Origin of the sequence: Pantoea sp. JV6 (genome assembly GCF_025910055.1) — a bacterium.
GTDB lineage: Bacteria > Pseudomonadota > Gammaproteobacteria > Enterobacterales > Enterobacteriaceae > Pantoea > Pantoea agglomerans.
Genome location: NZ_JAPCIM010000005.1, coordinates 17,569 through 39,412, shown reverse-complemented (window position 1 = coordinate 39,412; position 21,844 = coordinate 17,569). Strand labels below are relative to the sequence as shown.

Annotated in this window: 26 protein-coding genes; 14 read left to right on the top strand and 12 right to left on the bottom strand. The window is 53.9% G+C overall.

Translation table 11 applies throughout. The features are described from left to right. Window position 1 precedes the first annotated feature (1 nt). Complete coding sequence (gene katE / locus OK412_RS09220; RefSeq protein WP_033779262.1) at window positions 2-2,266, bottom strand: catalase HPII; 2,265 nt, start codon at window positions 2,264-2,266, stop codon at window positions 2-4. A gap of 389 nt (window positions 2,267-2,655) precedes the next feature. On the opposite strand from katE, the gene zinT reads away from it, so the two are divergent. The 3 genes from zinT to OK412_RS09205 all read left to right on the top strand — a co-directional run bounded on the left by zinT (window position 2,656) and on the right by OK412_RS09205 (window position 4,041). Beyond that, window positions 2,656-3,303 (top strand): metal-binding protein ZinT, encoded by a 648-nt coding sequence (gene zinT, locus OK412_RS09215; protein WP_157352883.1) that lies wholly within the window; start codon window positions 2,656-2,658, stop codon window positions 3,301-3,303. 140 nt (window positions 3,304-3,443) lie between these two features. Continuing rightward, window positions 3,444-3,764, top strand: a complete 321-nt coding sequence (locus tag OK412_RS09210; protein WP_010245489.1) for a type II toxin-antitoxin system RelE/ParE family toxin — start codon at window positions 3,444-3,446, stop codon at window positions 3,762-3,764. Further along, window positions 3,757-4,041: a helix-turn-helix domain-containing protein gene (locus OK412_RS09205; RefSeq protein ID WP_010245485.1), complete on the top strand. Its 285-nt coding sequence runs from the start codon at window positions 3,757-3,759 to the stop codon at window positions 4,039-4,041. Before OK412_RS09210 ends, OK412_RS09205 begins: the two co-directional genes overlap by 8 nt. Before the next feature lie 105 nt (window positions 4,042-4,146). Here the strand turns inward: OK412_RS09205 and OK412_RS09200 are convergent, their stop codons facing one another. Further along, window positions 4,147-4,512 (bottom strand): MmcQ/YjbR family DNA-binding protein, encoded by a 366-nt coding sequence (locus OK412_RS09200; RefSeq protein ID WP_031591491.1) that lies wholly within the window; start codon window positions 4,510-4,512, stop codon window positions 4,147-4,149. A gap of 101 nt (window positions 4,513-4,613) precedes the next feature. On the opposite strand from OK412_RS09200, the gene OK412_RS09195 reads away from it, so the two are divergent. Next, window positions 4,614-5,624, top strand: a complete 1,011-nt coding sequence (locus tag OK412_RS09195; protein WP_010245480.1) for a UV damage repair endonuclease — start codon at window positions 4,614-4,616, stop codon at window positions 5,622-5,624. On the opposite strand, the gene OK412_RS09190 is transcribed toward OK412_RS09195, so the two are convergent. The 3 genes from OK412_RS09190 to OK412_RS09180 all read right to left on the bottom strand — a co-directional run bounded on the left by OK412_RS09190 (window position 5,617) and on the right by OK412_RS09180 (window position 7,965). Continuing rightward, window positions 5,617-6,480: a glucose 1-dehydrogenase gene (locus tag OK412_RS09190; RefSeq protein WP_264353100.1), complete on the bottom strand. Its 864-nt coding sequence runs from the start codon at window positions 6,478-6,480 to the stop codon at window positions 5,617-5,619. The genes OK412_RS09195 and OK412_RS09190 overlap by 8 nt on opposite strands. 89 nt (window positions 6,481-6,569) lie before the next feature. After that, entirely contained in the window at window positions 6,570-7,418 is an 849-nt protein-coding gene (locus OK412_RS09185) for a manganese catalase family protein (protein WP_264353099.1), read from the bottom strand. 289 nt (window positions 7,419-7,707) lie between these two features. Beyond that, window positions 7,708-7,965, bottom strand: coding sequence for a biofilm development regulator YmgB/AriR family protein (locus OK412_RS09180; protein ID WP_022625723.1), 258 nt, complete (start codon window positions 7,963-7,965; stop codon window positions 7,708-7,710). A 540-nt stretch (window positions 7,966-8,505) separates the two neighbouring features. On the opposite strand from OK412_RS09180, the gene OK412_RS09175 reads away from it, so the two are divergent. Beyond that, on the top strand, window positions 8,506-8,730 hold the full coding sequence (locus tag OK412_RS09175; RefSeq protein WP_010245468.1) for a hypothetical protein: 225 nt from the start codon (window positions 8,506-8,508) through the stop codon (window positions 8,728-8,730). 109 nt (window positions 8,731-8,839) lie between these two features. On the opposite strand, the gene OK412_RS09170 is transcribed toward OK412_RS09175, so the two are convergent. Continuing rightward, window positions 8,840-9,091, bottom strand: coding sequence for a hypothetical protein (locus OK412_RS09170; RefSeq protein ID WP_010670062.1), 252 nt, complete (start codon window positions 9,089-9,091; stop codon window positions 8,840-8,842). 335 nt (window positions 9,092-9,426) lie between these two features. Here OK412_RS09170 and umuD point away from each other — a divergent pair, with 335 nt between their 5' ends. From umuD to OK412_RS09150, 4 genes are all read left to right on the top strand, one after another. After that, window positions 9,427-9,846, top strand: coding sequence for a translesion error-prone DNA polymerase V autoproteolytic subunit (gene umuD, locus OK412_RS09165; protein WP_010245460.1), 420 nt, complete (start codon window positions 9,427-9,429; stop codon window positions 9,844-9,846). 2 nt (window positions 9,847-9,848) lie between these two features. Next, complete coding sequence (gene umuC, locus OK412_RS09160; protein ID WP_263056054.1) at window positions 9,849-11,117, top strand: translesion error-prone DNA polymerase V subunit UmuC; 1,269 nt, start codon at window positions 9,849-9,851, stop codon at window positions 11,115-11,117. 151 nt (window positions 11,118-11,268) lie between these two features. Then, window positions 11,269-11,544 carry a hypothetical protein gene (locus OK412_RS09155; RefSeq protein ID WP_022625721.1) on the top strand — a complete coding sequence of 92 codons (276 nt, stop codon included), beginning with the start codon at window positions 11,269-11,271 and terminating at the stop codon, window positions 11,542-11,544. Between the two features lie 184 nt (window positions 11,545-11,728). Beyond that, the gene (locus tag OK412_RS09150) at window positions 11,729-12,343 is read left to right on the top strand and encodes a TetR/AcrR family transcriptional regulator (protein WP_033771678.1); all 615 of its coding nucleotides are present in this window, start codon (window positions 11,729-11,731) and stop codon (window positions 12,341-12,343) included. 551 nt (window positions 12,344-12,894) lie between these two features. On the opposite strand, the gene OK412_RS09145 is transcribed toward OK412_RS09150, so the two are convergent. The 4 genes from OK412_RS09145 to OK412_RS09130 form a co-directional block, all read right to left on the bottom strand. After that, entirely contained in the window at window positions 12,895-13,167 is a 273-nt protein-coding gene (locus OK412_RS09145; RefSeq protein WP_022625718.1) for a hypothetical protein, read from the bottom strand. Between the two features lie 443 nt (window positions 13,168-13,610). Further along, complete coding sequence (locus OK412_RS09140; protein ID WP_010245445.1) at window positions 13,611-13,841, bottom strand: YgdI/YgdR family lipoprotein; 231 nt, start codon at window positions 13,839-13,841, stop codon at window positions 13,611-13,613. A 15-nt stretch (window positions 13,842-13,856) separates the two neighbouring features. Then, window positions 13,857-14,090, bottom strand: coding sequence for a YgdI/YgdR family lipoprotein (locus OK412_RS09135; RefSeq protein WP_010245442.1), 234 nt, complete (start codon window positions 14,088-14,090; stop codon window positions 13,857-13,859). A 367-nt stretch (window positions 14,091-14,457) separates the two neighbouring features. Continuing rightward, window positions 14,458-14,661 carry a hypothetical protein gene (locus tag OK412_RS09130; RefSeq protein WP_003848989.1) on the bottom strand — a complete coding sequence of 68 codons (204 nt, stop codon included), beginning with the start codon at window positions 14,659-14,661 and terminating at the stop codon, window positions 14,458-14,460. Window positions 14,662-14,850: 189 nt separating this feature from the next. Here OK412_RS09130 and OK412_RS09125 point away from each other — a divergent pair, with 189 nt between their 5' ends. The 4 genes from OK412_RS09125 to pdxY all read left to right on the top strand — a co-directional run bounded on the left by OK412_RS09125 (window position 14,851) and on the right by pdxY (window position 18,179). After that, window positions 14,851-15,165 carry an MliC family protein gene (locus OK412_RS09125; protein WP_010245432.1) on the top strand — a complete coding sequence of 105 codons (315 nt, stop codon included), beginning with the start codon at window positions 14,851-14,853 and terminating at the stop codon, window positions 15,163-15,165. Between the two features lie 25 nt (window positions 15,166-15,190). Beyond that, window positions 15,191-15,847 carry a pyridoxamine 5'-phosphate oxidase gene (gene pdxH / locus OK412_RS09120; RefSeq protein WP_010245431.1) on the top strand — a complete coding sequence of 219 codons (657 nt, stop codon included), beginning with the start codon at window positions 15,191-15,193 and terminating at the stop codon, window positions 15,845-15,847. Between the two features lie 140 nt (window positions 15,848-15,987). After that, window positions 15,988-17,262, top strand: coding sequence for a tyrosine--tRNA ligase (tyrS, locus tag OK412_RS09115; protein WP_010245429.1), 1,275 nt, complete (start codon window positions 15,988-15,990; stop codon window positions 17,260-17,262). Between the two features lie 56 nt (window positions 17,263-17,318). Then, window positions 17,319-18,179, top strand: a complete 861-nt coding sequence (gene pdxY, locus OK412_RS09110; protein ID WP_010245428.1) for a pyridoxal kinase PdxY — start codon at window positions 17,319-17,321, stop codon at window positions 18,177-18,179. A gap of 32 nt (window positions 18,180-18,211) precedes the next feature. On the opposite strand, the gene gstA is transcribed toward pdxY, so the two are convergent. Continuing rightward, window positions 18,212-18,817 (bottom strand): glutathione transferase GstA, encoded by a 606-nt coding sequence (gene gstA, locus OK412_RS09105; RefSeq protein WP_033757533.1) that lies wholly within the window; start codon window positions 18,815-18,817, stop codon window positions 18,212-18,214. Window positions 18,818-18,968: 151 nt separating this feature from the next. After that, window positions 18,969-20,465: a dipeptide/tripeptide permease DtpA gene (dtpA, locus tag OK412_RS09100; protein ID WP_010245419.1), complete on the bottom strand. Its 1,497-nt coding sequence runs from the start codon at window positions 20,463-20,465 to the stop codon at window positions 18,969-18,971. 669 nt (window positions 20,466-21,134) lie between these two features. Here dtpA and OK412_RS09095 point away from each other — a divergent pair. Beyond that, window positions 21,135-21,830, top strand: a complete 696-nt coding sequence (locus tag OK412_RS09095; RefSeq protein WP_033757534.1) for a CTP synthase — start codon at window positions 21,135-21,137, stop codon at window positions 21,828-21,830. Window positions 21,831-21,844 lie beyond the last annotated feature (14 nt).

Here is a 21,844-nt window from a genome sequence, read left to right as displayed (position 1 = left end):
ATCAGGCCGGGACGGACTGTGCCTTCTGGCTGCGTGACCAGACGCGGTGCGCTTTCATCGCCTGAGTGAACTCAGACATCAGCGCGCTTTCCGCCGAGTCGCCCTGCACAATACCTTCTTCCTGATCCGCATCTTCCAGACCAAACTGCGCTTTAAAGCGGCGCGCTTCGCCCACCAGACCAATCACCTTGAGGTGCTTGTAGGCTTCCAGCAGGAAGTAACGGGCATCGCCGCTCAGCAGCAGGGCATCGATATTGCCATCCGGCACCATCACCGCATCAAAGGTCAGAGAGGGCAGACCGGCGAACGTCGCATCGACCAGCAGCACTGAACCATCATCGGCGCGCACCTGGCCCATATGCGGAGCCAGCAGTTTGGCGTGAACACCCACCGCTTTCAGCGCCTGCAAAATCGCCAGCACATCAGCCGCCTTCACACCATCGCTGAGCAGCAGTGCGACCTGGCGACCTTTGATCTCGCCATCCGGAATGGCGTAGAGGCTCAGGCTGTCATCTTTAGTCAGGCCATTCACCGGCGCAGGCGGCTGAATGTTGAGCTGCTCATCCGTCAGAGCGAGTCCCAGGTTATCCGCCACGCCCTGCGCCAGTTTAGTATCGATGCGTGCCAGATGATCCACCACACGCTCACGGATATAAGCACGCGCCACTTTACTCAGTTCAAACGAGTAGGCGCCAATGATGTGCTGCTGCTCGACTTCAGTCTGGCTCAGCCAGAACAGGCGCGGCTGCGCATAGTACTCACCAAATGAGGGGCTGCGCTCGCGCACTTTATGGCCCTCAATCCGCTCCTGATAGCTCTCGAAGCCGCCGCCTTCTGCAGCAGGTGGGGTTTCACGCGGCCAGTTATCGTTGATCGAGTTCGGCTCGTAGTTCGCCGGATTGGTGTCGATATCCTGACGATGCATGCCCTGACGCTGGAAGTTATGGTACGGGCAGGTCGGACGGTTGATCGGGATCTCATGGAAGTTCGGTCCGCCCAGACGACTGATCTGCGTATCGGTATAGGAGAACAGACGACCCTGTAGCAGCGGATCGTTGGAGAAATCGAGGCCCGGCACGATATGGCCTGGGTGGAACGCCACCTGCTCGGTTTCAGCAAAGAAGTTGTCCGGGTTACGGTTAAGTACCATCTTGCCGACAATCTCAACCGGCACCAGCGCTTCCGGGATCAGCTTGGTGGCATCCAGAATATCGAAGTCAAATTTGAACTCATCCTCTTCCGGGATCAGCTGCAGGCCCAGTTCATATTCCGGGAAATCACCCGCTTCAATGGCTTCCCACAGATCGCGGCGATGGAAATCGGGATCGCGACCGGTCAGTTTCTGTGACTCGTCCCACAGCAGCGACGCTTTACCGGCCACCGGCTTCCAGTGGAAACGGACAAAGGTCGCTTTACCTTCTGCGTTAATCAGGCGGAAGGTGTGAATACCAAAGCCTTCCATGGTGCGATAGCTGCGCGGAATACCCCGGTCAGACATCGCCCAGATGACGTTGTGCATGGTTTCCGGCTGCAGAGAGACGTAATCCCAGAAGGTGTCATGGGCGCTCTGGCCCTGCGGGATTTCGTTATGCGGTTCCGGCTTAACGGCATGCACAAAGTCAGGGAATTTATGCGCATCCTGAATAAAGAACACCGGCGTGTTGTTGCCCACCAGGTCAAAGACACCCTCTTCGGTGTAGAACTTGGCGGCGAAACCGCGAATGTCACGCACGGTATCAGCCGATCCGGCACCGCCCTGAACTGTAGAGAAACGCACGAAAACCGGCGTGGTCTGCTCGGGATCGCTGAGGAACTGCGCTTTGGTCAGATCTTTCAGGGAGCGGTAAGGCTGAAAATAGCCGTGTGCGGCTGAGCCACGGGCATGAACAATACGTTCCGGGATACGCTCATGGTCAAAGTGCGTGATTTTCTCACGCATAATAAAGTCTTCCAGCAGCGTCGGACCGCGCGAACCGGCACGCAGTGAGTTTTGATCGTTGGCGATGCGTGTGCCCTGGTTGGTGGTGAGGGCGCGGTCGGTGCCGTTTTTGCGGCTGGCTTCAAGCTGGTCAAGTTTGGCGTTGTGCGTCTGAGGCGCTTTCAGGCTGCCTGGGGCGGTGGGCTGCTTGCCTGGCGGAGTCGGTTCGGCTGGGGGCTGATGCGAACCATCTTTTGGTGCCAGTGAACCCAGACCCGGCTCTGAGGATTCCGGACCGGTGGTGGGGGCGCGCTCGCTCAGGGGTTTCTTCTCTGTTTCTTTCGACATTAATTCATGCTCCAGCTGTTATTTTACTTTCGACGACACTAAATATAGAACAACCTGAACAATACTGAGGTTAAATCGGGCATTTAACTGTGACGACTGTGCCTTTTTTGTCCGCCAGAAAAGCGCACTTATCTCTCAATCCGGATTATCGCTTCGCTTATTCATGCCTTGTGCCGTCTGGCTTAACGGCGTTCCAGCCCGCGCCTGCTATACGGAAAGTGAGCTTTCAGAGGATGCAGAATCTGCCGCCGCAGGAGGCGCTCATTGCCTGATGCAGGGCATTAACCGATTAATAAAATTAATGCTGGCGTTTGCTGCTTTTGGTTGAAGTTAGAAATGTTATATCATAACATTTCATTTTGTAACGTTGACCGGGGTATCAGACTTTGATGAATCATGCAGGTAAATGGATTGGGCTACTGGGCGCACTGTTAGTCAGCCAGCCGTCGCTGGCACACGGCACGCATGCACATGGAAAACCGCTGTCAGCCCTGGAGCAGAAAGCGGCAGAAGGGGTTTTTGCTGACAGCGATGTGAAAGATCGTCCGCTCGCTGACTGGGATGGCCTGTGGCAGTCGGTTTATCCGCTGCTGCAAAACGGCGAACTGGACCCGGTCTGGCAGAAGAAAGCGCAGCAGGATCACAGCAAAACGGCAGAGGAGTATAAAGCGTATTACCGCAAAGGCTATGCCACCGACGTCGATACCATCGGTATTGAAAATGGCGTGATGGAGTTTCACATCGGCGACCAGGTCAGCGCCTGCCACTACCGGTATGCGGGCCACAAAATCCTGACCTATGCCTCAGGTAAAAAAGGGGTGCGCTACCTGTTTGAATGCCAGGACGCGGGCAGCAAAGCGCCGAAATATGTGCAGTTCAGCGACCACACCATCGGGCCGCGTAAATCTGCCCATTTCCATATCTTTATGGGCAACGATTCTCAGCAAGCCCTGCTGGCAGAGATGGATAACTGGCCGACCTATTATCCTTACCAGATGATGAACTCACAGGTCGTGGATGAGATGCTGCACCACTGAGTGCCGGGCCGGTGTCAGATGCCCCGCAGATCAGAGCTGTTTCGCAAGGATAGCGACTGGATTCATTTCCCCCGTTTGAGGAAATATAGATCCTTGAGTTAAGTTAACTCATGAGTTAACTTAACTCCAACGGAGGATCTATGTTTGAGATAACGATACACAAGGACGCGCTCACTGAAATTAAGGCAATGCCAGAGATGCTCCGGGCTAAGCTGGCCCGGCAAATAGATAAACTGGCTGCCCGTGGAACTGATTTGAGAGAGCCGGATACCAAACCGTTAGGGTCGGGTTTTTTTGAGCTCAGGGCGAAGGCCAATGAGATTGGGCGAGCGGTGTATGTTTACCAGAAAGGCAGACGTATTTTTATCCTGAAAGCTTTTGTGAAAGAGACAAAGAAAACGCCAGCAGCAGTCATGACGGCAGCGGCGCACCGTTTAGAGGAGATGTTAAACGATGAGTAAGAAATCAGTTGCGTGGACGACGGCCCGCAAAGAAATTTTATCTGATCCGGCTGTTCGCGAACATTACGAGGCAGAAGTTCGGGCAGAGCACCTGCGCGAGCAGTTAGCCAAATGGCGGGAAAGCGCCGGAATGACCAGCGCTCAGGTCGCGGAGGCGCTCGGTGTCAGCCCGTCGGCAGTGTCACGCACCGAGCGTCGCGCAGATAAAGCCACAGTTGAAACACTCGCCCGCTATGCCCGTGCCTGTGGCGTTGAAAATCCCCAGATCTCTCTTTGATTGAGAGATGACGGCAGGTGCCAGAATAATGCTGGCCCTGCTATTTATCTTGCCTGCTATCAAGCAAACTTTCTTTCCGATGCACACGTATCCCCTCCACGGGTTTTATCCCACCCAGGCCGGGCGGCGCGAGGCGGGTATACCCTTAACCACACGCTGATAGGAATCCTCTACCAGCTGCTGAATCAAGCCAGGCGAGAGGTCGTCACCGGGATAGACCGTGATCCAGTGACGTTTATTCATATGATAACCGGCGGTGATCGAGGGATAGATCACCCGGTGCAGCTCCGCCTGCTGCGGTTCGCATTTCAGGGTGATAATCGGCACACCCCGCAGTTCGGTCAGCAGTAAAAACACTTTTCCACACACTTTATAGACCTGATGTTCCGGCCCGAATGGATAGCTGCATTCAGCGGCGGGCAGCCGCTCAGCCGCTTCAATGGCGATGCGCTGGATCTCATGGCCCTGCATAGTGAGTCTCCCTGTAATTATTCAGCCTGAGTCTGCGGCCCGCGACTGGCTGGTCGCCAGGGGCCTGTTACACTTCTGATAAGCATAAATCAGGAGCAGACATGAAATTAGGCTTTGCATGTAAGTATCTCAACAGCGATGGCAAACAGTTTTTCCCGTTTCGCGCCACCACCCGTAAACGGTTTCTGAGTTTATCGCACGATGAACGCAATCAGCTGATCTATGAGATTACCGTCACCAACCTCAACAATCTCTACCTGACGCTTGAGCATCTGGCCACCTTACCTGAGCCACTCAGGATGATGCGTATTGGCAGCGATCTGTTACCGCTCTATACGGTTCCCGAGGCCACGCCACTGTTCACCGAATTTCTGCCCGAACTCTATCCGCTCTTTGCCCGCTGTGGCGAGCTGGCGCGGGCGCATCACATCCGTCTCTCATTCCATCCAGGACAATATACCGTGCTCGCCTCCGATAATCCCGATGTGGTGGTGCGCGCGCTGGAGGATGTGGAGTATCACACGCTCTGCGCCTGTCTGATGGGATATGGCAAGACCTTCCAGGATTTTAAAATCAACATTCATATGAACGGCAAGGCGGGATTCGACGGCTTCAAACGGTCGTTTAATCAGCTCAGCCCGGAAGCGCGGCGGATGCTGACGGTGGAGAATGATGAGATCTCCTGCTCGCTGGATGACGTGCTGCAGGCAGCACCGCTCTGTCCGGTGGTGCTGGATATTCACCATCACTGGGTAAAAGAGAGTGAGTTTATTCAGCCGGATGACGCGCGTGTTGCCAGAGTGATCGATTCGTGGCGCGGCGTGCGGCCGGTGCTGCACTATTCGATTTCGCAGGAGGGGATGATTCCGCAGGAGGGCTGGCCCGATCAGCAGCAGCTGGGCGTGAGCAAAAGCAAGCTGCGGGCGCACTCTGACTACTTCTTTAACCCGACGCTGAATGCATGGGCACTGTCGTTTCAGGATTTCGATATCATGTGCGAAGTGAAAATGAAGAATCTGGCGCGGGAACAACTCTACCAGTGGGGGATAACACAGAAGCTAATAGCTAATCCCCTGGCCGAAGCGACCAGGGAATCGGCGAACGTTAAATAATGGCCACACCGCCCGTCACGGCGATGGTCGCACCTGAAATGTAGCTGGCTTCGTCACTGGCCAGCATCACATAGGTTGGTGCCAGTTCAGCAGGCTGACCGGCACGCTGCAGCGGCACTTCGCTGCCAAAGTTCTTCACCTGTTCAACCGGCATGGTCGACGGGATCAGTGGCGTCCAGATAGGGCCGGGCGCGACCGCATTGGCACGGATACCTTTTTCAGCCAGTAAGGCTGCCAGGCCGCCAGAGAAATTAATAATGGCGGCTTTGGTGGCGGAGTAGGCGAGCAGCTTCGGTTTCGGCTGGTCAGCATTGATCGAGGCCGTATTAATGATCGATCCACCAGCAGGCATATGCCGTGTTGCCGCTTTAGTGATGTAAAACATCGCGTAAAGGTTGGTCTTCATGGTCCGGTCAAACTCTTCGTCGCTGATCTCATCCAGCGATTCGCGCGTCATCTGATACGCCGCGTTGTTCACCAGAATATTAATCTCACCAAAGGCTTCGACGGCTTTATCGACCAGGGCGTTGCAGTGTGACGCCTCAGTAATATCGCCAGGCACCAGAACCGCTTTCTGTCCCGCTTCTTCAACCAGCCGGGCGGTATCCTGCGCATCCTCATGTTCATCAAGATAGGAGATCAGGACATCGGCCCCTTCCCGGGCAAAGGCAATGGCGACAGCCCGGCCAATGCCGGAATCGCCACCGGTAATAATGGCTTTTTTCCCCGTGAGGCGGCCGGAGCCCTGATAACTCTGCTCGCCGTGATCGGGCTGAGGCTGCATCGCCGCGGTTTTACCCGGTGGCGTTTGTTGCTGTTCGGCAAAAGGGGGTTGCGGGCGTTGAGTCGATGACATGAATATTCCTCCATAAAAATCCGTTAGCGTAAAACAACCGGTCCGGGTCACACCGCGCGGTGTGGCCCGGACCGGCACGCCTGTGTCAGTTAAGGCTTCGGTAACGTAATGCCGTCAATCTGCTCTGACTGCGCACCAGAACCGGGACGCGCATTGCCGAGCAGCGGCTCATCACCCAGAATCTCTGGCTGCTGTTTCGCGCTGAACTGACCATGGCCATCGTAAGCCGGGCCACTGCTCCAGCGACCTTCCGGCAGCGGTTTATCCAGCGAAGTATTCAGACAGTAGTAAGAGTGCTCCTGCGCCTCATGCTCCTGCGGGAAGCTGTTCGGGATCGGCAGCGACGCGTTCAGTCCGCCCATCTCTTCGATCACCGCCAGCCACTGCTGCTGGTGCATAGTGTCACGGGCGATCAGGAAGGAGAGGAAGTCCTTCATGCCCTTGTCTTCCGTCATGTTATAGAGGCGGGTAGCCAGTACGCGGCCCGTGGCTTCTGCGGTGACGTTAGCCAGCATATCGGCCGCCACGTTGCCGGACGCATAGATATGACTCATATCAAAAGGCATGCCGTTGGCGTTAACCGGCATCGCTGCCAGACCGGAAGAGAGGATATGGCGCGGGTTCATTCCACCCAGAATTGCATTAACTACCGGATCTTTCGCTGACGCTTCCTGGTAAGAGAGCGGGGCGCCTTCAAGGTTAAGCGCCACGGCGTAGCCCAGCATTTCGATATGGCTCAGCTCTTCGGTAGCGGTCGAGATCAGCAGATCACGAATCCGCACATCACCGCGCGCGCCCATCGCCTGGAAAAAGTATTGCATCGCTACACGAATCTCACCTTCGACGCCGCCGATGGCCTGCTGGAGCAGCATGGCAAATTCTGGATCGGGTTTCTCTACACGAACCGGGAATTGAAGTTTTGATGAATGATGAAACATGATTATTTTCCTCGTCTGTGTTTGCAGTGGATGCAGAAAAAGCCTGGACACAGATATCGGATAAATAAAGCGAAACGACAGCAATTAACCGGAATTTCAGGTTGAATAAATGGCGAAAACGGTGTTTTCCGGAGCTATATCTGGTCCGGCGGGGCAGGCAATCTTAGCGGTGAGAAGGGGACAAGTGATTCAGAGCAGAAGAAATAAAAAAAGCCCCATAACAGGGGCTGATTCCGGACGGGAAAAGCATCCATGCTAATTCGCGTTCCCTCATAACAGACACAGGTTTTTAGCTGTCGCTGGTCGCCGAAGCGCGCTGCAGAACATGTTCAAGCGCCTGACGGTAAATATCCTGCTTAACCACGTCACGCTCACTCTCCAGGCGGTGAATCAGGCCCAGCACAATGTCTTTATCGGAGACATGGGTTTTCGCATGGGCAAGTTCGGCATGGACTGCGGCGATAACCTGTTTTTCAGTGGTCAGCGCTGTGCCAGAGTTCATGAAGTAATCAGAAATCTGAGACTCTGTATTCATCGTTGTTTGCATGTCAGGCCTCATAAGAAATGGGGGGAAGAACGCGTCGATTCAGATCCGGTCACCGGCTGACGCAAAAAAAAATGCATCTGAAGGTGGAAATCCACAACACCTTCAGATGCGGTGCAAAGCACCTTTCGTTACAAGTGATTTAACATCACGAGACAAAGTTATACAAGAATCGCAAAGTTGTACAATGAAATTTGACAAAATTTAACTGGTCGGTGGTGTATGTAAAAAGCATGTTTAAAGTGAAAAAAGAGGCTTTCGATGGTTAATTGAATAAATACAGTGAGTTGGTGAGGTTTTCAGAGGGGTGGCGATTTTCAGACCAGGAGGCTGGGGATTGTGCTGACGACACATCAATGCGTTAAAACCGCTTTTTTCCGCCGATTTCAGCCAAAGTTGTACAGGTTTCAGCGCTGGAAAAGTGGCGGGTGCGATTGTGCTGCTGCAATCCTGGCCGTCTGACAGGCCATGCCGCATAATTCACTTCCCACGCCTGATGCAGAAGGCTAAGGTTGACCCCTTATTTATCACAAGGAAATGATCATGGTTCACGACTATTTCGCAATTCCGCCTGCGGGCATGACTCAGGAACAACATAAACGTTCGGTCGCCGTGGCTGCTGCTCTGTCAGTGGCAAAGGAGTCCGTCAGCGCCTCCACCTCTGCAACCGGCTCAAAAACCGCCTGGGATCTGCAGGCCGTGGCGAATGAAGTTGCTAATCTGGCCGACGCGATTCAGGATGCGCTGGAGAGTGACAGCGAGGTGTAAATACTAACCGGTATCGTCTGAGGCTGCTGCGGAGGCGGTGCAGGACAGGGCGGTGGCAGCGTTCAGGAGCCGGTAAAGTCCGGCAATCGGACGCTGCCGGAAAATCCGCTTATTCCATTGCGGGTGGCTCATATTTAATATACTGACGCAGGGCATCATGGATAGCCTGATTATTGCCCTCTTCCAGACCGCGTTCGGCATACTCTTTCGCCAGCGCCGCCAGTACATCGTCAAACTTCCCTTTGTAATTGAGATTATTCAGCGCAATTTGCTGACCGAGTATCGCTTTTAATACCGTAGTCTCAACCCTTAACTGCGCAACTGCCTCTTCAAGATGTTTGATTCGATCGTCGTCTGCCATAATCCCTCCATGCTTAAAAAAGCAGAATAACCAGCCCGCCCGTAATATTCAAACCTCTCCGAATGCCAGAGAAGCGTTGTCAGATTTTCCTTAAGTAAAAATAATCAGCCGGTGAATTTATAAGATTCTTTACTGTAAGAAGAAATCGACGCTATTCCGGCGGTGCGGCGAAAGTAACCCGTTTCTGCTTACTCTGACGGCAATGCGAAAAAACGTTTAAAAAAAAGTGCATTACCATCAACCCTTTCGCTTAAAGATGTTCCATGTCACTTGATTAAAAGGGGGATTAGCTATTACTGTGTTTATATACAGTAATCTGAAAAAGGAGCGAAATTATGGAATTCATTAAACCTGCGGACATTCGTGCCGTTATGCCTTTACCGCTATATATCGAACGTGTGCCGTGCGGGTTTCCATCCCCGGCGCAGGATTATGTCGAACAACGTATTGATCTCAATGCGCTGATGGTTCAGCACCCCAGCGCCACCTATTTTGTCCGTGTCAGCGGCGAGTCAATGATTGAGGCGGGCATCAATGATGGTGACATGCTGGTGGTCGACAGTTCACTCACCGCCTCACACGGCGATATTGTGGTCGCCGCGGTGGAAGGTGAATTCACCGTTAAACGTCTCCAGCTTCATCCCTGCCTGCAACTGATGCCGATGAATACCAAATTTAAACCGATCGCTATCCAGACCGAAGATGCGCTGGAAGTGTTTGGCGTTGTGACCTTTGTTATTAAAGCGACCCACTGACCATGTTCGCGCTGGTCGATGTGAACTGCTTTTACGCGTCGTGTGAAACCGTTTTCCGGCCTGACCTTAAAGGTAAACCGGTAGTAGTGCTGTCGAACAACGACGGCTGCGTGATTGCGCGCAGCGCCGAGGCAAAGAAAGCCGGCATCAAAATGGGCGCGCCCTATTTTAAAATGCGTGAAGAACTAACGCGTCACGCGGTGCAGGTTTTCAGCTCAAATTATGCGCTCTACGCTGACATGAGCCATCGGGTGATGACCATACTGGAAGAGATGGCGCCGTCGGTGGAGATCTACTCGATCGACGAGGCCTTTATGGATCTCACCGGCGTGCAGAACTGTATGGCGCTGGAGACCTTTGGTCGCCAGGTCAGAGAACGAATAGGCAAAGAGACCCATCTGACCGTGGGCGTCGGCATTGCACAGACCAAAACGCTGGCCAAGCTGGCGAATTTTGCGGCCAAAAAGTGGAGCAAAACCGGCGGCATTGTCGACCTGTCGGACCCTGAACGACAAAAAAAGCTGCTGGCGCTGATTGATGTGGCGGAAGTCTGGGGCGTGGGTCATCGGATCGGCAAACGGCTCAACGCCATGGGCGTTATGACGGCAAAAGATCTGGCCGATCAAAGCACCGAGGCCATCCGCAAACAGTTCAGCGTCGTGCTGGAGCGCACTGTCAGAGAGCTGCGTGGCGAATCCTGTCTGGAGCTGGAGTCAGTGACGCCGGTAAAACAGCAAATCATGTGTTCGCGTTCGTTTGGCAGCCGTATCTCCGACTACGATCAGATGCGCGAGGCTGTCTGCGCGTATGCCGAGCGCGCGGCGGAGAAGCTGCGCCGTGAGAATCAATATTGCCGTCAGGTAGGGGTATTTGTGCGCACCAGTCCGCATGCGACTGACGAACCCTTTTATGGCAATCAGTCGATGGAGCAACTGCTGATTCCGACGCAGGACACACGCGACATCATCAGAGTTGCAATGGCGTGCCTGGATAACATCTGGATTGAGGGACATCGCTATATGAAGGCCGGCATCGTGCTGGGGGATTTTTTCAGCCAGGGCGTGGCTCAGTTTGATCTGTTTGACGAACATCAGCCACGCCGCAATAGCGAAGAGCTGATGAAGCTGATCGACACAGTCAACAAGCTCGGCAGCGGGAAGTTGTGGTTTGCCGGGCAGGGGATCAACAAAGCCTGGTCGATGAAACGCGAGATGCTGTCGCCTGCCTATACCACCCGGATAACCGATCTGCCTGTGGTTGCGCTTAAGTGAAGGCTGACCCGATGTTCCTCTGCTGCTGAAGCCGCGGCCTCTGCTAAAAGCTTTTTTTATCACGCGATTAAAGTGGCAGGAAGTTATGCTTTGCCTGACCCGGTGAGTAGTTTTTCATCGGGTAATTTAAGCAAATTACCAGGTAAATATAATGGATTTCAGGCAGTTTGAAGCCAGAGTGATGCTCTGGCCCGCAATACATTTCACAGCAATCATAAAATCCCGCCATCATGACGAATATGAGATTTATGCGATCGACGATAACAGCAATATAAAAAACCGACTCTTTGTATGTTTTGCTGACAATGAAAACCACGCCAGCCTGCTTATTAAGCAATTTACGTTATGGCTGATAAAAATAAACGCGCTGAAGCGCAGCCAGCAGCGGGAAAAAGGCCGCACAGAGACAACATCCTTATCTGAATGAACCGCGTCCGGCTTGCACCGCAGACCAGACGGCGGCTGGTCAGACAGCGGCGAATCATATTAATGCGTCCGGGAAATAACGGGCCGTCTGCGCGTGACGGGTGACGGGCGGCCTGGCTTGTTACCCGCGCCTGGGATAGAATCGCCATTGATTTTGACAGCAACACACCCCCAGGCCGGTAACAATGACCACGACAGCCACAACGTATAAAAACAAAGAGCGGGGACGCCCCAGAGAGTTCGGGATCGAACAGGCTCTGGATCACGCCATGATCGTTTTCCGGCAGAAAGGGTATCACGCGGCCTCAATGAACGATCTGGGTGAGGCGATGCATCTCTCCGCAGGCAGCATCTATAAGGCGTTTAAAGATAAGCGCTCGCTCTTCCTGCTGGTATTCGAACGCTATCTGTTGCTAAGAAATAGTGAGTTGCACCGTCGTCTGGCACCCTGTGCCAGCGGGCGGGGGAAAATAACCGAGCTACTGCAATTCTACCTGGATTCGGCGCGTGCCACAGAGGGGCGTTGCGGCTGTCTGGTCGTCTCCAGCGCGATTGCGCTGCAGACGATGGATCAGCCACTCGCGCAGCGCATTGATGAGGTCGTTCAGCGTAATCAGCGCTTCCTGGTCTCGCTGCTGGAGCTGGGGCAACAGGATGGATCTATTGATAACACGCTGGACAGCGAGGCGGCAGCCGGTTTAATTCTCTGTATTGCTTTTGGATTGCGGGTGGCAGGTAAGGTCAGCGATGTGACTAACGAAGAAAAGACGCTGGCGCTGGCATTGAAAGTACTGGGGTAACCAGGCAAGGCCGCTCAATCAGTAAACAGACTTCCCGGACCGACGCTTCCAGACAGAGAAATTCTGCACTTTCCTTTCCCCTCATCTGATTATGTGCCAGGCTTTCACGCTTTATCCTGTAGCGAAGAAAATTAAGGCGCGTTTCGTGAAAACCTCAATCTTACTGACACTTGTGGCAGCCATTGGCTGTTCTGTTTTTGCTGCCCGTGGTGGGTTTGAAACCCCTACAGCGAAACATCCAAAAACGCTGCAGGTGACTGAAAACGGGGAGCCGCTGACGCGCTGAGCGTGACGGCAGGTGGGGAGAAGCCGACGAAGGCCGGTTAACGACCAGATGGCCGGCCGATGAGTGCAGAGCAATAGCACTCATCAATCTGCGTGGAAGCCGTTTCAGGCCGACACGGGAGCCGGGTGCAGAGCGTTGCAATTCACGTTCTGGTCACGTTCTGGCCGACATGCACTATTCCACTGCCACGCTGTCCCTGCTTCTATGGCTGAGAGGCCAGGCGCGCGCCCGGCACCCAAAATAAACAGTAATGACCCGCACATGACTAACGATAATCTTTAAGATTAACCGGCGCCTGTCCGGTCTCGACCAGCCAGTTTAATTCGGCACGGTCGCGCGTTGAAGATTCGATAAAACCTTTGAGCCAGTTGCGCGCATCGGCAATCTGCGTGACCCGCTCATCGTTGCGCTCCTGTTCGGCCATTTCGCTCAGCTGGCGAATCAGTGCTACCAGCGTAATCTCCTGTTCGTCAAAAGCCAGATTAATTGCAGCTTCACCAAGAATCATATGACCCGTTGTTTTGTCGTGATAAACCATCTGCACCCTCCTGATTAAGTAGCGATATAAAGAGTCTAGTTAAAGGCGCTCTGGACTAAAAGGTGGGAAACAGCAGGGCGCTATGATTAAAATTTACCGAAAATAAAGTGAACCTTTAATCGAGGCGGTAAACCACTCATATCAAAGCATAAAAACAGGCTGAGGTTTTTTGTGAGAAATAAGCTGAGCTATTATGCTGGTTAAAAAAGCTGGGAGTTGCCGGAAATTCAGATAAGGGCGGAACGGCGCATTTCGTTATCAGATTATTATCTGCACCACTATCCGCACGGTTGCCTGCCATATTATGGCCACGCCGCAGCGGATATTTCTGATTTATAAACCACCGGGGAATAAAACCAGGACTGTGCACCACTTCGTGCCAGGCGCAGGCAAAAATAAAGCCGCCCATGGGCGGCTTTATTCATCGGGCAACAGCGATCGGATTATTTCTTCGGTACTTCAGAGACCGCTTTAACGTCCGCTTTATTAATCTGCTGCTTCACGCCATTTGCATCGGTATAAGCCAGCAGGCCGGCATCCGATTCAGAAGGCTTGCCATCACTAATAATGGTGCGTCCATCGTTAGTCTGAATCGCATAACTGGTACGGGTGCAGCCGGTTAATACGGTCATACCAATCAATGCGGCGAGAGGTAAAATCAGCGCTTTTTTCATCTTATTCACCTTATATTAGTTGTCGAGTTCACTCATATTACTGATCTCATTACGATTGATCTGCTCAGTTTTTCCTGTCTGAGCATCGCGGTAAGAAACCAGACCAGTATCTGAATCAATCTGCGGTTTGCCATCGGTGACAATCGTGCGGCCATCGGTGGTCTTAATCGACTGGTTTGAGGCACAACCTGCCAGCGTACCTAAAGAGAGAGCCAGCAACGCAATGGCTGACAGGGATTTCATTTTCATTTTTTCTGCTCCATGAAGTATATCCGAACGTTTACAGCATAGTCGGCTTTATCAGGTTTGCTGGCCCTGTCGCGTCTCGCTGCCTGTTTTTTAAACAAAACCGGAGTGTGTGGTGCTGATTAGGGGGTATGACGACGTGAAATAGCATTTATTGCAAATGTACCCAGCCGTTCTGTGCCATTTCAGCAGAGGATGCGCTGTACCGAAATAAGATCGATGCTGATGCGGGAAATAAGCACGGCAGCCAGAGCGGATATTTCCGTAAAAGCCAGAATAGCGGTGCGGAAATAGTGAGCATGTGGGGGAATGTCTGGCGGGATTCACGGGTCCGATACCCTGAAGGCTATCGGACCCGTGGAGAAGGGGATCAGAGGATGGAGTCTTCGCCCGCTTTGGCGGCCGCTTTTTCTGCTTTCATGGCGCTGACCGGGTCTGATGCGCTCAGCCAGCGGTCAAATTTCTGGTAGGTGTCGATAAAGGTTTTAAAGTAGCTGCTGGCGATGGTGGCATTCTCTTTGTGGTTCATAAACGCCACTGCCAGCTTAAATGCATCTTCGTTATCAAATTTCATGTTTGTCTTCCTCGCTTAAGATCTATAGAGCGTAGCCTGAGAACGCGGCCTGTGCATTCAGACAACCGTCTGAAAAGGCGCAATAATTCAGCCTGACTGACAGCATCTGCCAGATTGGCGTGGATTCCCACTTACTTCGCGCGCAATCCTTCTTATAATGCCAGCTTCACTCGTGAAGGAGACCCGCTTATGTTGAAAGGATTAACCGTTGCCGCCGTGCTACTGCTATCAGGCTGTAGCCTGATGCATAAACAGCCGCCGTCGCCGCAGACCCTGCACTATCGCTGCGGAACCATGCCCCTGACCGTGACGCTGGACGAGGCGCAGCAGCAGGTCAGTTTCATCATGGATGGGCAGCCTCTGACGCTGAAGCAGACGGTATCCGCGTCCGGCGCACGCTACAGCGATAACACCTATGTGTTCTGGTCCAAAGGAAACGGCGCATTTATCGAACGTAACGATAAAATTGTCGTGAATGATTGTGAGCTGCAACCTGCCAGCTGACTTGTTATCTGAATAGGCGAGCATTATGAGCGACAGCGAAACGCTACACACCATTGCCCATCTGCGGCGTGAATATACCCGCGGTGGATTGCGTCGTAAGGATCTGCCGGACGATCCGATCGCGCTATTTGAACAGTGGCTAAGCCAGGCCTGTGAGGCAAAACTGCCCGATCCTACCGCCATGACCGTGGCAACCGTGGATGAGCAGGGCCAGCCATGGCAGCGTATCGTGCTGCTGAAGCACTACGATGCGCAGGGCATGGTGTTTTACACCAACCTCGGCAGCCGTAAGGCGCTGCAGCTGGCGCACAATCCGCGCATCTCTCTGCACTTCCCGTGGCACTATCTGGAGCGTCAGGTGATGGTGCTGGGTGAAGTGGAAAAACTGTCGCCCCTCGAGGTGCTGAAATATTTCCACAGTCGTCCGCGCGACAGTCAGATTGGTGCCTGGGTGTCGAAGCAGTCAAGCCGTATTTCGGCACGCGGTATTCTGGAAGGAAAGTTCCTGGAGCTTAAACAGAAGTTCCAGCAGGGCGAAGTGCCGCTGCCCAGCTTCTGGGGTGGCTACCGGGTGAAATTTCACACGATGGAGTTCTGGCAGGGTGGCGAACATCGTCTGCACGATCGTTTCATCTATCAGCGCGATCACGACGGCTGGAAAATCGACCGTCTGGCACCCTGAATCTGCGCGATTCGCCCCTATCAGCGCTGGCACAGAAAGCGTCAGCGCTTTATGCTATAGCCCTGATTTTTTTCGATTCCGCAACTCAGCGGAAAGCTGTGTACCAGCATAGGTGCAGTCTGATCAATTTGGAGTCAGTAATGACCAGCAGTAACCTGATACAACAATTGCAGGAGAGGGGCCTAATCGCCCAGGTGACGGATGAAGACGCGTTAACAGAGAAACTGGCGCAGGGGCCAATTTCGCTCTATTGCGGCTTTGACCCCACTGCTGACAGCTTGCATTTGGGCCATCTGGTACCGCTGCTCTGCCTGAAGCGTTTTCAGGATGCCGGCCACAAGCCGGTGGCGCTGGTCGGTGGTGCAACCGGCCTGATTGGTGACCCGAGCTTCAAAGCCGCAGAGCGTAAACTTAATACCAGTGAAACCGTCAACGAATGGGTTGAAAAGATCCGCCAGCAGGTGGCGCCATTCCTCGACTTCGATTGCGGCAGCAACAGCGCCATCGCCGCCAACAACTACGACTGGTTTGGCGGCATGAACGTGCTGACCTTCCTGCGTGATATCGGCAAGCACTTCTCCGTTAACCAGATGATCAACAAAGAAGCGGTGAAGCAGCGTCTGAACCGTGACGATCAGGGCATCTCCTTTACCGAGTTCTCCTATAATCTGCTGCAGGGCTATGACTTCGCCTGTCTGAACGAGCTGCATGGTGTGTCCCTGCAGATTGGTGGTTCTGATCAGTGGGGCAACATCACCTCCGGTATCGATCTGACCCGTCGTCTGCATCAGAACCAGGTCTTTGGCCTGACCGTTCCGCTGATCACCAAGTCTGACGGCACCAAATTCGGTAAAACCGAAGGCGGCGCAGTCTGGCTGGATGCGAAGAAAACCAGCCCGTACAAGTTCTATCAGTTCTGGATCAACACCGCGGATGCTGACGTCTATCGCTTCCTGAAGTTCTTCACCTTCCTGAGCATGGAAGAGATCAACGCGCTGGAAGAAGAAGATAAAAACAGCGGCACCGCGCCACGTGCGCAGTACGTGCTGGCTGAGCAGGTGACGCGTCTGGTGCATGGCGAAGCCGGTCTGTCGGCGGCGAAACGCATTACTGCCAGCCTCTTCTCCGGATCCGTCAGCGAAATGACCGAAGCCGATTTTGAACAGCTGGCGCAGGATGGTATGCCAACTATCGTGCTGGGCGCTGACGATGATCTGCAGCAGGCGCTGGTGAAAGCAGAGCTGGTGCCGTCCCGTGGCCAGGCGCGCACTATGATCGGCTCCAATGCCGTTTCACTGAACGGTGAAAAGCAGTCCGATGCGGAGTACCGCTTCAGCGACAGTGACAAACTGTTTAACCGCTATACGCTGCTGCGTCGCGGCAAGAAACATTACTGCCTGATTAACTGGCAGTAAGATTTCAGGGCCGGTTTCCGGCCCTTTTTTATGGCAAGGCAGGACAGGGTAAACAAGTGAAAAATATTTTAGCGATTCAGTCGCACGTTGTTTTTGGTCACGCCGGTAACGCGGCGGCTGAGTTTCCGATGCGCCGTATGGGCGCAAACGTCTGGCCGCTGAATACCGTGCAGTTTTCCAACCATACACAATATGGCCACTGGACCGGCACGGTGATGCCTGCAACGCATTTAACCGACATTGTTAAAGGCATTGCTGACATCGACCGCCTGAAGACCTGTGACGCGGTCCTGAGCGGTTATCTGGGCTCGGCAGAGCAGGGCGAGCAGATTCTGCAGATTGTCCGTCAGGTCAAAGCGGCCAACCCGAATGCCTGGTACTTCTGCGATCCGGTCATGGGCCATCCGGAGAAAGGCTGCATCGTGGCGCCGGGTGTGGCGGAGTTTCACTGTAAAATGGCGATGCCTGCCAGCGACATTATCGCTCCGAACCTGCTTGAACTGGAGATGCTGAGCGAGCGCACCGTCACAGACGTCGACGCGGCGGTAGACGCTGCGCGGGCACTGATTGCCCAGGGACCACGCGTGGTGCTGGTGAAGCATCTGGCGCGTGCGGGTCGTCGCAGCGATCGCTTTGAAATGCTGCTGGTGACGGCTGAAGATGCCTGGCACATCAGCCGTCCGCTGGTCGATTTCGGTGTCCGTCAGCCGGTCGGCGTGGGCGATCTCACCAGCGGTCTGCTGCTGGTGAATCTGCTACACGGCAAATCATTGCAGGATGCGCTGGAGCATGTCACCGCAGCGGTATACGAGGTGATGCTGAAAACCCATCAGATGGGCGAATATGAACTGCAGCTGGTGGCGGCACAGGATGCCATCGCCACGCCGACGCAGCACTTCGCGGCAGAAAAACTGTAACGCATCAGGGCCGGATAACCGGCCCTGTTGACTCAGGCTAAGCCTTCCGCTTTAAGCGCCGCCTGCACCGCAGGACGTTCCGCGACACGATCAAACCACGCGCCCAGCGCCGTAAAGCCGGATAAATCCAGTCCCAGCGCTTTTGCCCAGCGCGTCACCACAAACAGATAGGCATCCGCCACGCTGAAATGCAGCCCCATCAGCCACTGTTTGTCGCGCAGTGACTCATCGACATAGCGGAATTTTGCTTCCAGCTGGCTGCGGGTCTGCGCTTTCACCTCATCGGAGTAACCGGGGCGAAACAGTGGCCCAAAGCTTTTATGCAGCTCACTGCCGATGTAGCTGAGCCACTCCACGGTGTGATAACGCGTCAGGCTGCCAACCGGTGCCAGCAGATGGCGATCGGGCTTCAGATCCGCCAGATACTGCACAATGGCGACGCCTTCCGTCAGCACAGAACCGTCGCTGAGCTGCAGCGCGGGCACCTGGCCTTTAGGATTGATTTGGCGGAAATCATCGCCCCGTTCAGTGATTTTTGTGGCCAGATCAACACTCACCTGAGTGAAGTCGAGTCCGCATTCACGCATAACAATATGGGGTGAGAGAGAGCAGGCACCCGCTTTGCAAAACAGTTTCATGACCAGGTACTCCTTGTTGCAATGGGATCCTTGCATAGTAAAGAGTCAAAGCGGGATTACCAGTGACAAAGATCAGGGATCTGCGAAGGGCGTTGCGGCAAGCCATAAAAAAAGCCGGGCAGAGCCCGGCTTAGCTGAAGTGCAGCGTGAATTACGCCTGCACGTTATTTTTTTTCGCGTCAGGATCCTGCGCCATGCGGTTCAGCATCGGCGCCGTAATCAGCATCAGCAGGGCGATCACCGCCGTCACGATACCAATCTGCTGGAATACGCGGCTGTAGGTCGCCAGCGAAATCAGTGGGTCGGTGACGTTTTCCGGCACGGCCATCAGGTTTGCCACTTTACCGGCAATCACCGCCGCGCCAGCGGTAGTCAGGAACCAGGAACCCATGATAAAGCCCATCAGACGCTGAGGCACCAGCTGTGCCACCATCGCCAGGCCGAGGCCAGAGATCATCAGCTCACCGATACTCTGCAGCGCATAGCTCAGGATCAGCCAGTTAACGGAAACGATACCGGCATCGCTGGCGAACTTCGCACCCACCGGCAGCACCAGGAACGCAGCGGAGCAGAGCACCATACCAAAGGCAAACTTGTGCGGCATCGGCAGTTTATCGCCCAGCTTGTTATAGAGCGCCGCCAGCAGCGGACTGGCCAGCATAATCCAGAACGGGTTCAGCGCCTGGAACTGCTCGGGGGCAAAAGTAATGCCGAGAATGGTGTGCTCAACGTTGCGGATAGCAAAGAAGTTGAGTGACGTTGGCATCTGCATATAAAGCACGAAGAACAGAATCGCTTCGACCATCAGCAGGAAGGCAACAATCATCTTACGACGTGCCGCTCCCTGCAGTGCAAAGGCCTCTTTGGCAAACACCAGCACGATACCCAGGGCAATCACGGCCAGCACCAGTCGTGCGATAGACTGGTGATGCAGCATCCAGTTGGCCAGTGCGATCAGTACGACGATGCCGACCAGCGTCATCAGCAGTTTTCCGATCTGCAACGGAGCGAAATCGGGTTTAGAACCGTAATCCTTAACCATGCGTTTGCAGAACAGGAAGTTAAACAGGGTGATGATCAGACCGATAACGCACAGTGAGAAGGCTACGCTATAACCATATTTCGCCGCTAACCACGGTGTCAGCATCATTGAGAAGAGTGAACCGATGTTGATCGACATATAGAACATGGTGAAAGCGCCGTCGAGACGCGGATCATCTTTGTCATAGCAGGTAGAGAGCAGCGAAGAGGGGTTTGCCTTAAACAGGCCGCTACCCACCGCGATGGTCGCCATACCGATGTAGACAATGCTGACGTTATGACCGGAGAACGCCACCAGCGCATAGCCCAGCGCCAGCACCAGGACACCCAGCACGATGACGCGTTTGGTACCCAGCACCTTATCACCGAGCCAGCCGCCAATCGCGACCAGACCATACACCAGCGCACTGAATGAAGAGAACAGGGTAATGGAGTCTGATTCAGACAACCCCAGTTGCTTCACCAGGTAAACCGCCATAATGGCCTGCAGGCCATAGAAGCCAAAACGTTCCCATAACTCAATCGAGAAGATTAAGTAGAACGCCTTCGGCTGTTTAAACGCATTGAGACTGACAGCCTCATCAGTGTGTTTGTTTGCAGTTGACACATGTACCTCAGTTTTTTCATACCCTGTTTCGGGACAGGAATTAAGTCCGCGTCATGTGAGTTTTCCATGCGCAAGATTGTTATTAGAAGGGAAAAGCGGCGACTAATTTGGCTGATTACGGGCGGCAGGGCAAGAATTTTCTGACAACCCGCCCGACCCTGGAATGTTGGGTTAAAAAACTTATAGCAAACTGTTAATTGGTTTTTAATTTTGAGTGTAGTGAAAATAGCAGCGCATAAACGCTGGATAAGCGCCTCGCACTGGAGAGTATTAACATTAACTGCTAATGCGCGGTTAACCAGATAAATAGTTTGCTGAATGATAATCAGGCAGCACTAACGGCAGGTTGCTGATTAATTCACAGTCAATCTGCCGAATTATCGGACATTACACGCCTGGCATTGCCGCAAAAACCGTCAAATGATGATCCTGTGCACAAACAGATGATTTATTTCAGAAAGGAAAAAAAGAAACCGGTTGCGTCGTCTCGTCTGACGCGGGAGCTGAGGGGGCTCGCAGGCGCAGGCAAGATAAAAATCAGCTCAGCCTGCCGGTGAAAAGCCGCCCGTGCGTGTTAAAAAACGTATCGCGATAATCCGCTTTCAGCTCGCCCTCGACAGAAAATTAACATTACTGTAACCTCTCAATTTCCCCGAGAAGGATCTGTTTATGTCGTCCCCCCTGCGTTTATCTCTGGTTGGTGACTACCGCGCCGATGCGGTTGCCCATCAGGCTATCCCCCTTGCTATTGAACGTGCTGCCCGCTGGCTGAATATCACCGCTGAAGCGGAGTGGATCGCCACTGACCGACTGGATGAGTCAGAACTGCAACTCAGCGACGCCGTCTGGGTGGTGCCCGGTAGCCCCTATCGAAATGATGCCGGCGTGTTTGAAACACTCCGCTGGGTGCGTGAAACCGGAAAGCCTTTTCTTGGCTCCTGCGGTGGATTTCAGTATGCGCTGATCGAGTATGCGCGCAACGTACTGGGCTGGCAGGATGCCAGTCATGCCGAGACAGACACCGAGGGGAGGATGGTGATTGCCCCGCTGAGCTGTTCGCTGGTGGAACAGCGCGGCGCGGTGAGGTTCGGACCCGGGTCACGCATTGCCAGAGCCTATGGCGCGCTGGAGAGTGATGAAGGTTATCACTGTAACTTTGGTGTTAACCCGGAATTCAGTGCAGCGCTGGGCGATAATACGCTGCGCATTACTGCCTGGGACAACGCGGGCGATGTGCGTGGCGTGGAGCTTCCGGATCACCCATTCTATGTCGCGACGCTGTTTCAGTCGGAACGCGCCGCACTGCAGGACAAAGATTCTCCGCTGGTGATTGCCTGGATGCAGGCGGCGCTGGCGCAACGCTAAACGCGATCGCCCTG

Coding starts and splice junctions, on each gene's coding strand:
- katE (WP_033779262.1), bottom strand. CDS start 2,266: ATGTCGAAAGAAACAGAGAAGAAACCCCTGAGCGAGCGCGCCCCCACC.
- zinT (WP_157352883.1), top strand. CDS start 2,656: ATGAATCATGCAGGTAAATGGATTGGGCTACTGGGCGCACTGTTAGTC.
- OK412_RS09210 (WP_010245489.1), top strand. CDS start 3,444: ATGTTTGAGATAACGATACACAAGGACGCGCTCACTGAAATTAAGGCA.
- OK412_RS09205 (WP_010245485.1), top strand. CDS start 3,757: ATGAGTAAGAAATCAGTTGCGTGGACGACGGCCCGCAAAGAAATTTTA.
- OK412_RS09200 (WP_031591491.1), bottom strand. CDS start 4,512: ATGCAGGGCCATGAGATCCAGCGCATCGCCATTGAAGCGGCTGAGCGG.
- OK412_RS09195 (WP_010245480.1), top strand. CDS start 4,614: ATGAAATTAGGCTTTGCATGTAAGTATCTCAACAGCGATGGCAAACAG.
- OK412_RS09190 (WP_264353100.1), bottom strand. CDS start 6,480: ATGTCATCGACTCAACGCCCGCAACCCCCTTTTGCCGAACAGCAACAA.
- OK412_RS09185 (WP_264353099.1), bottom strand. CDS start 7,418: ATGTTTCATCATTCATCAAAACTTCAATTCCCGGTTCGTGTAGAGAAA.
- OK412_RS09180 (WP_022625723.1), bottom strand. CDS start 7,965: ATGCAAACAACGATGAATACAGAGTCTCAGATTTCTGATTACTTCATG.
- OK412_RS09175 (WP_010245468.1), top strand. CDS start 8,506: ATGGTTCACGACTATTTCGCAATTCCGCCTGCGGGCATGACTCAGGAA.
- OK412_RS09170 (WP_010670062.1), bottom strand. CDS start 9,091: ATGGCAGACGACGATCGAATCAAACATCTTGAAGAGGCAGTTGCGCAG.
- umuD (WP_010245460.1), top strand. CDS start 9,427: ATGGAATTCATTAAACCTGCGGACATTCGTGCCGTTATGCCTTTACCG.
- umuC (WP_263056054.1), top strand. CDS start 9,849: ATGTTCGCGCTGGTCGATGTGAACTGCTTTTACGCGTCGTGTGAAACC.
- OK412_RS09155 (WP_022625721.1), top strand. CDS start 11,269: ATGGATTTCAGGCAGTTTGAAGCCAGAGTGATGCTCTGGCCCGCAATA.
- OK412_RS09150 (WP_033771678.1), top strand. CDS start 11,729: ATGACCACGACAGCCACAACGTATAAAAACAAAGAGCGGGGACGCCCC.
- OK412_RS09145 (WP_022625718.1), bottom strand. CDS start 13,167: ATGGTTTATCACGACAAAACAACGGGTCATATGATTCTTGGTGAAGCT.
- OK412_RS09140 (WP_010245445.1), bottom strand. CDS start 13,841: ATGAAAAAAGCGCTGATTTTACCTCTCGCCGCATTGATTGGTATGACC.
- OK412_RS09135 (WP_010245442.1), bottom strand. CDS start 14,090: ATGAAAATGAAATCCCTGTCAGCCATTGCGTTGCTGGCTCTCTCTTTA.
- OK412_RS09130 (WP_003848989.1), bottom strand. CDS start 14,661: ATGAAATTTGATAACGAAGATGCATTTAAGCTGGCAGTGGCGTTTATG.
- OK412_RS09125 (WP_010245432.1), top strand. CDS start 14,851: ATGTTGAAAGGATTAACCGTTGCCGCCGTGCTACTGCTATCAGGCTGT.
- pdxH (WP_010245431.1), top strand. CDS start 15,191: ATGAGCGACAGCGAAACGCTACACACCATTGCCCATCTGCGGCGTGAA.
- tyrS (WP_010245429.1), top strand. CDS start 15,988: ATGACCAGCAGTAACCTGATACAACAATTGCAGGAGAGGGGCCTAATC.
- gstA (WP_033757533.1), bottom strand. CDS start 18,817: ATGAAACTGTTTTGCAAAGCGGGTGCCTGCTCTCTCTCACCCCATATT.
- OK412_RS09095 (WP_033757534.1), top strand. CDS start 21,135: ATGTCGTCCCCCCTGCGTTTATCTCTGGTTGGTGACTACCGCGCCGAT.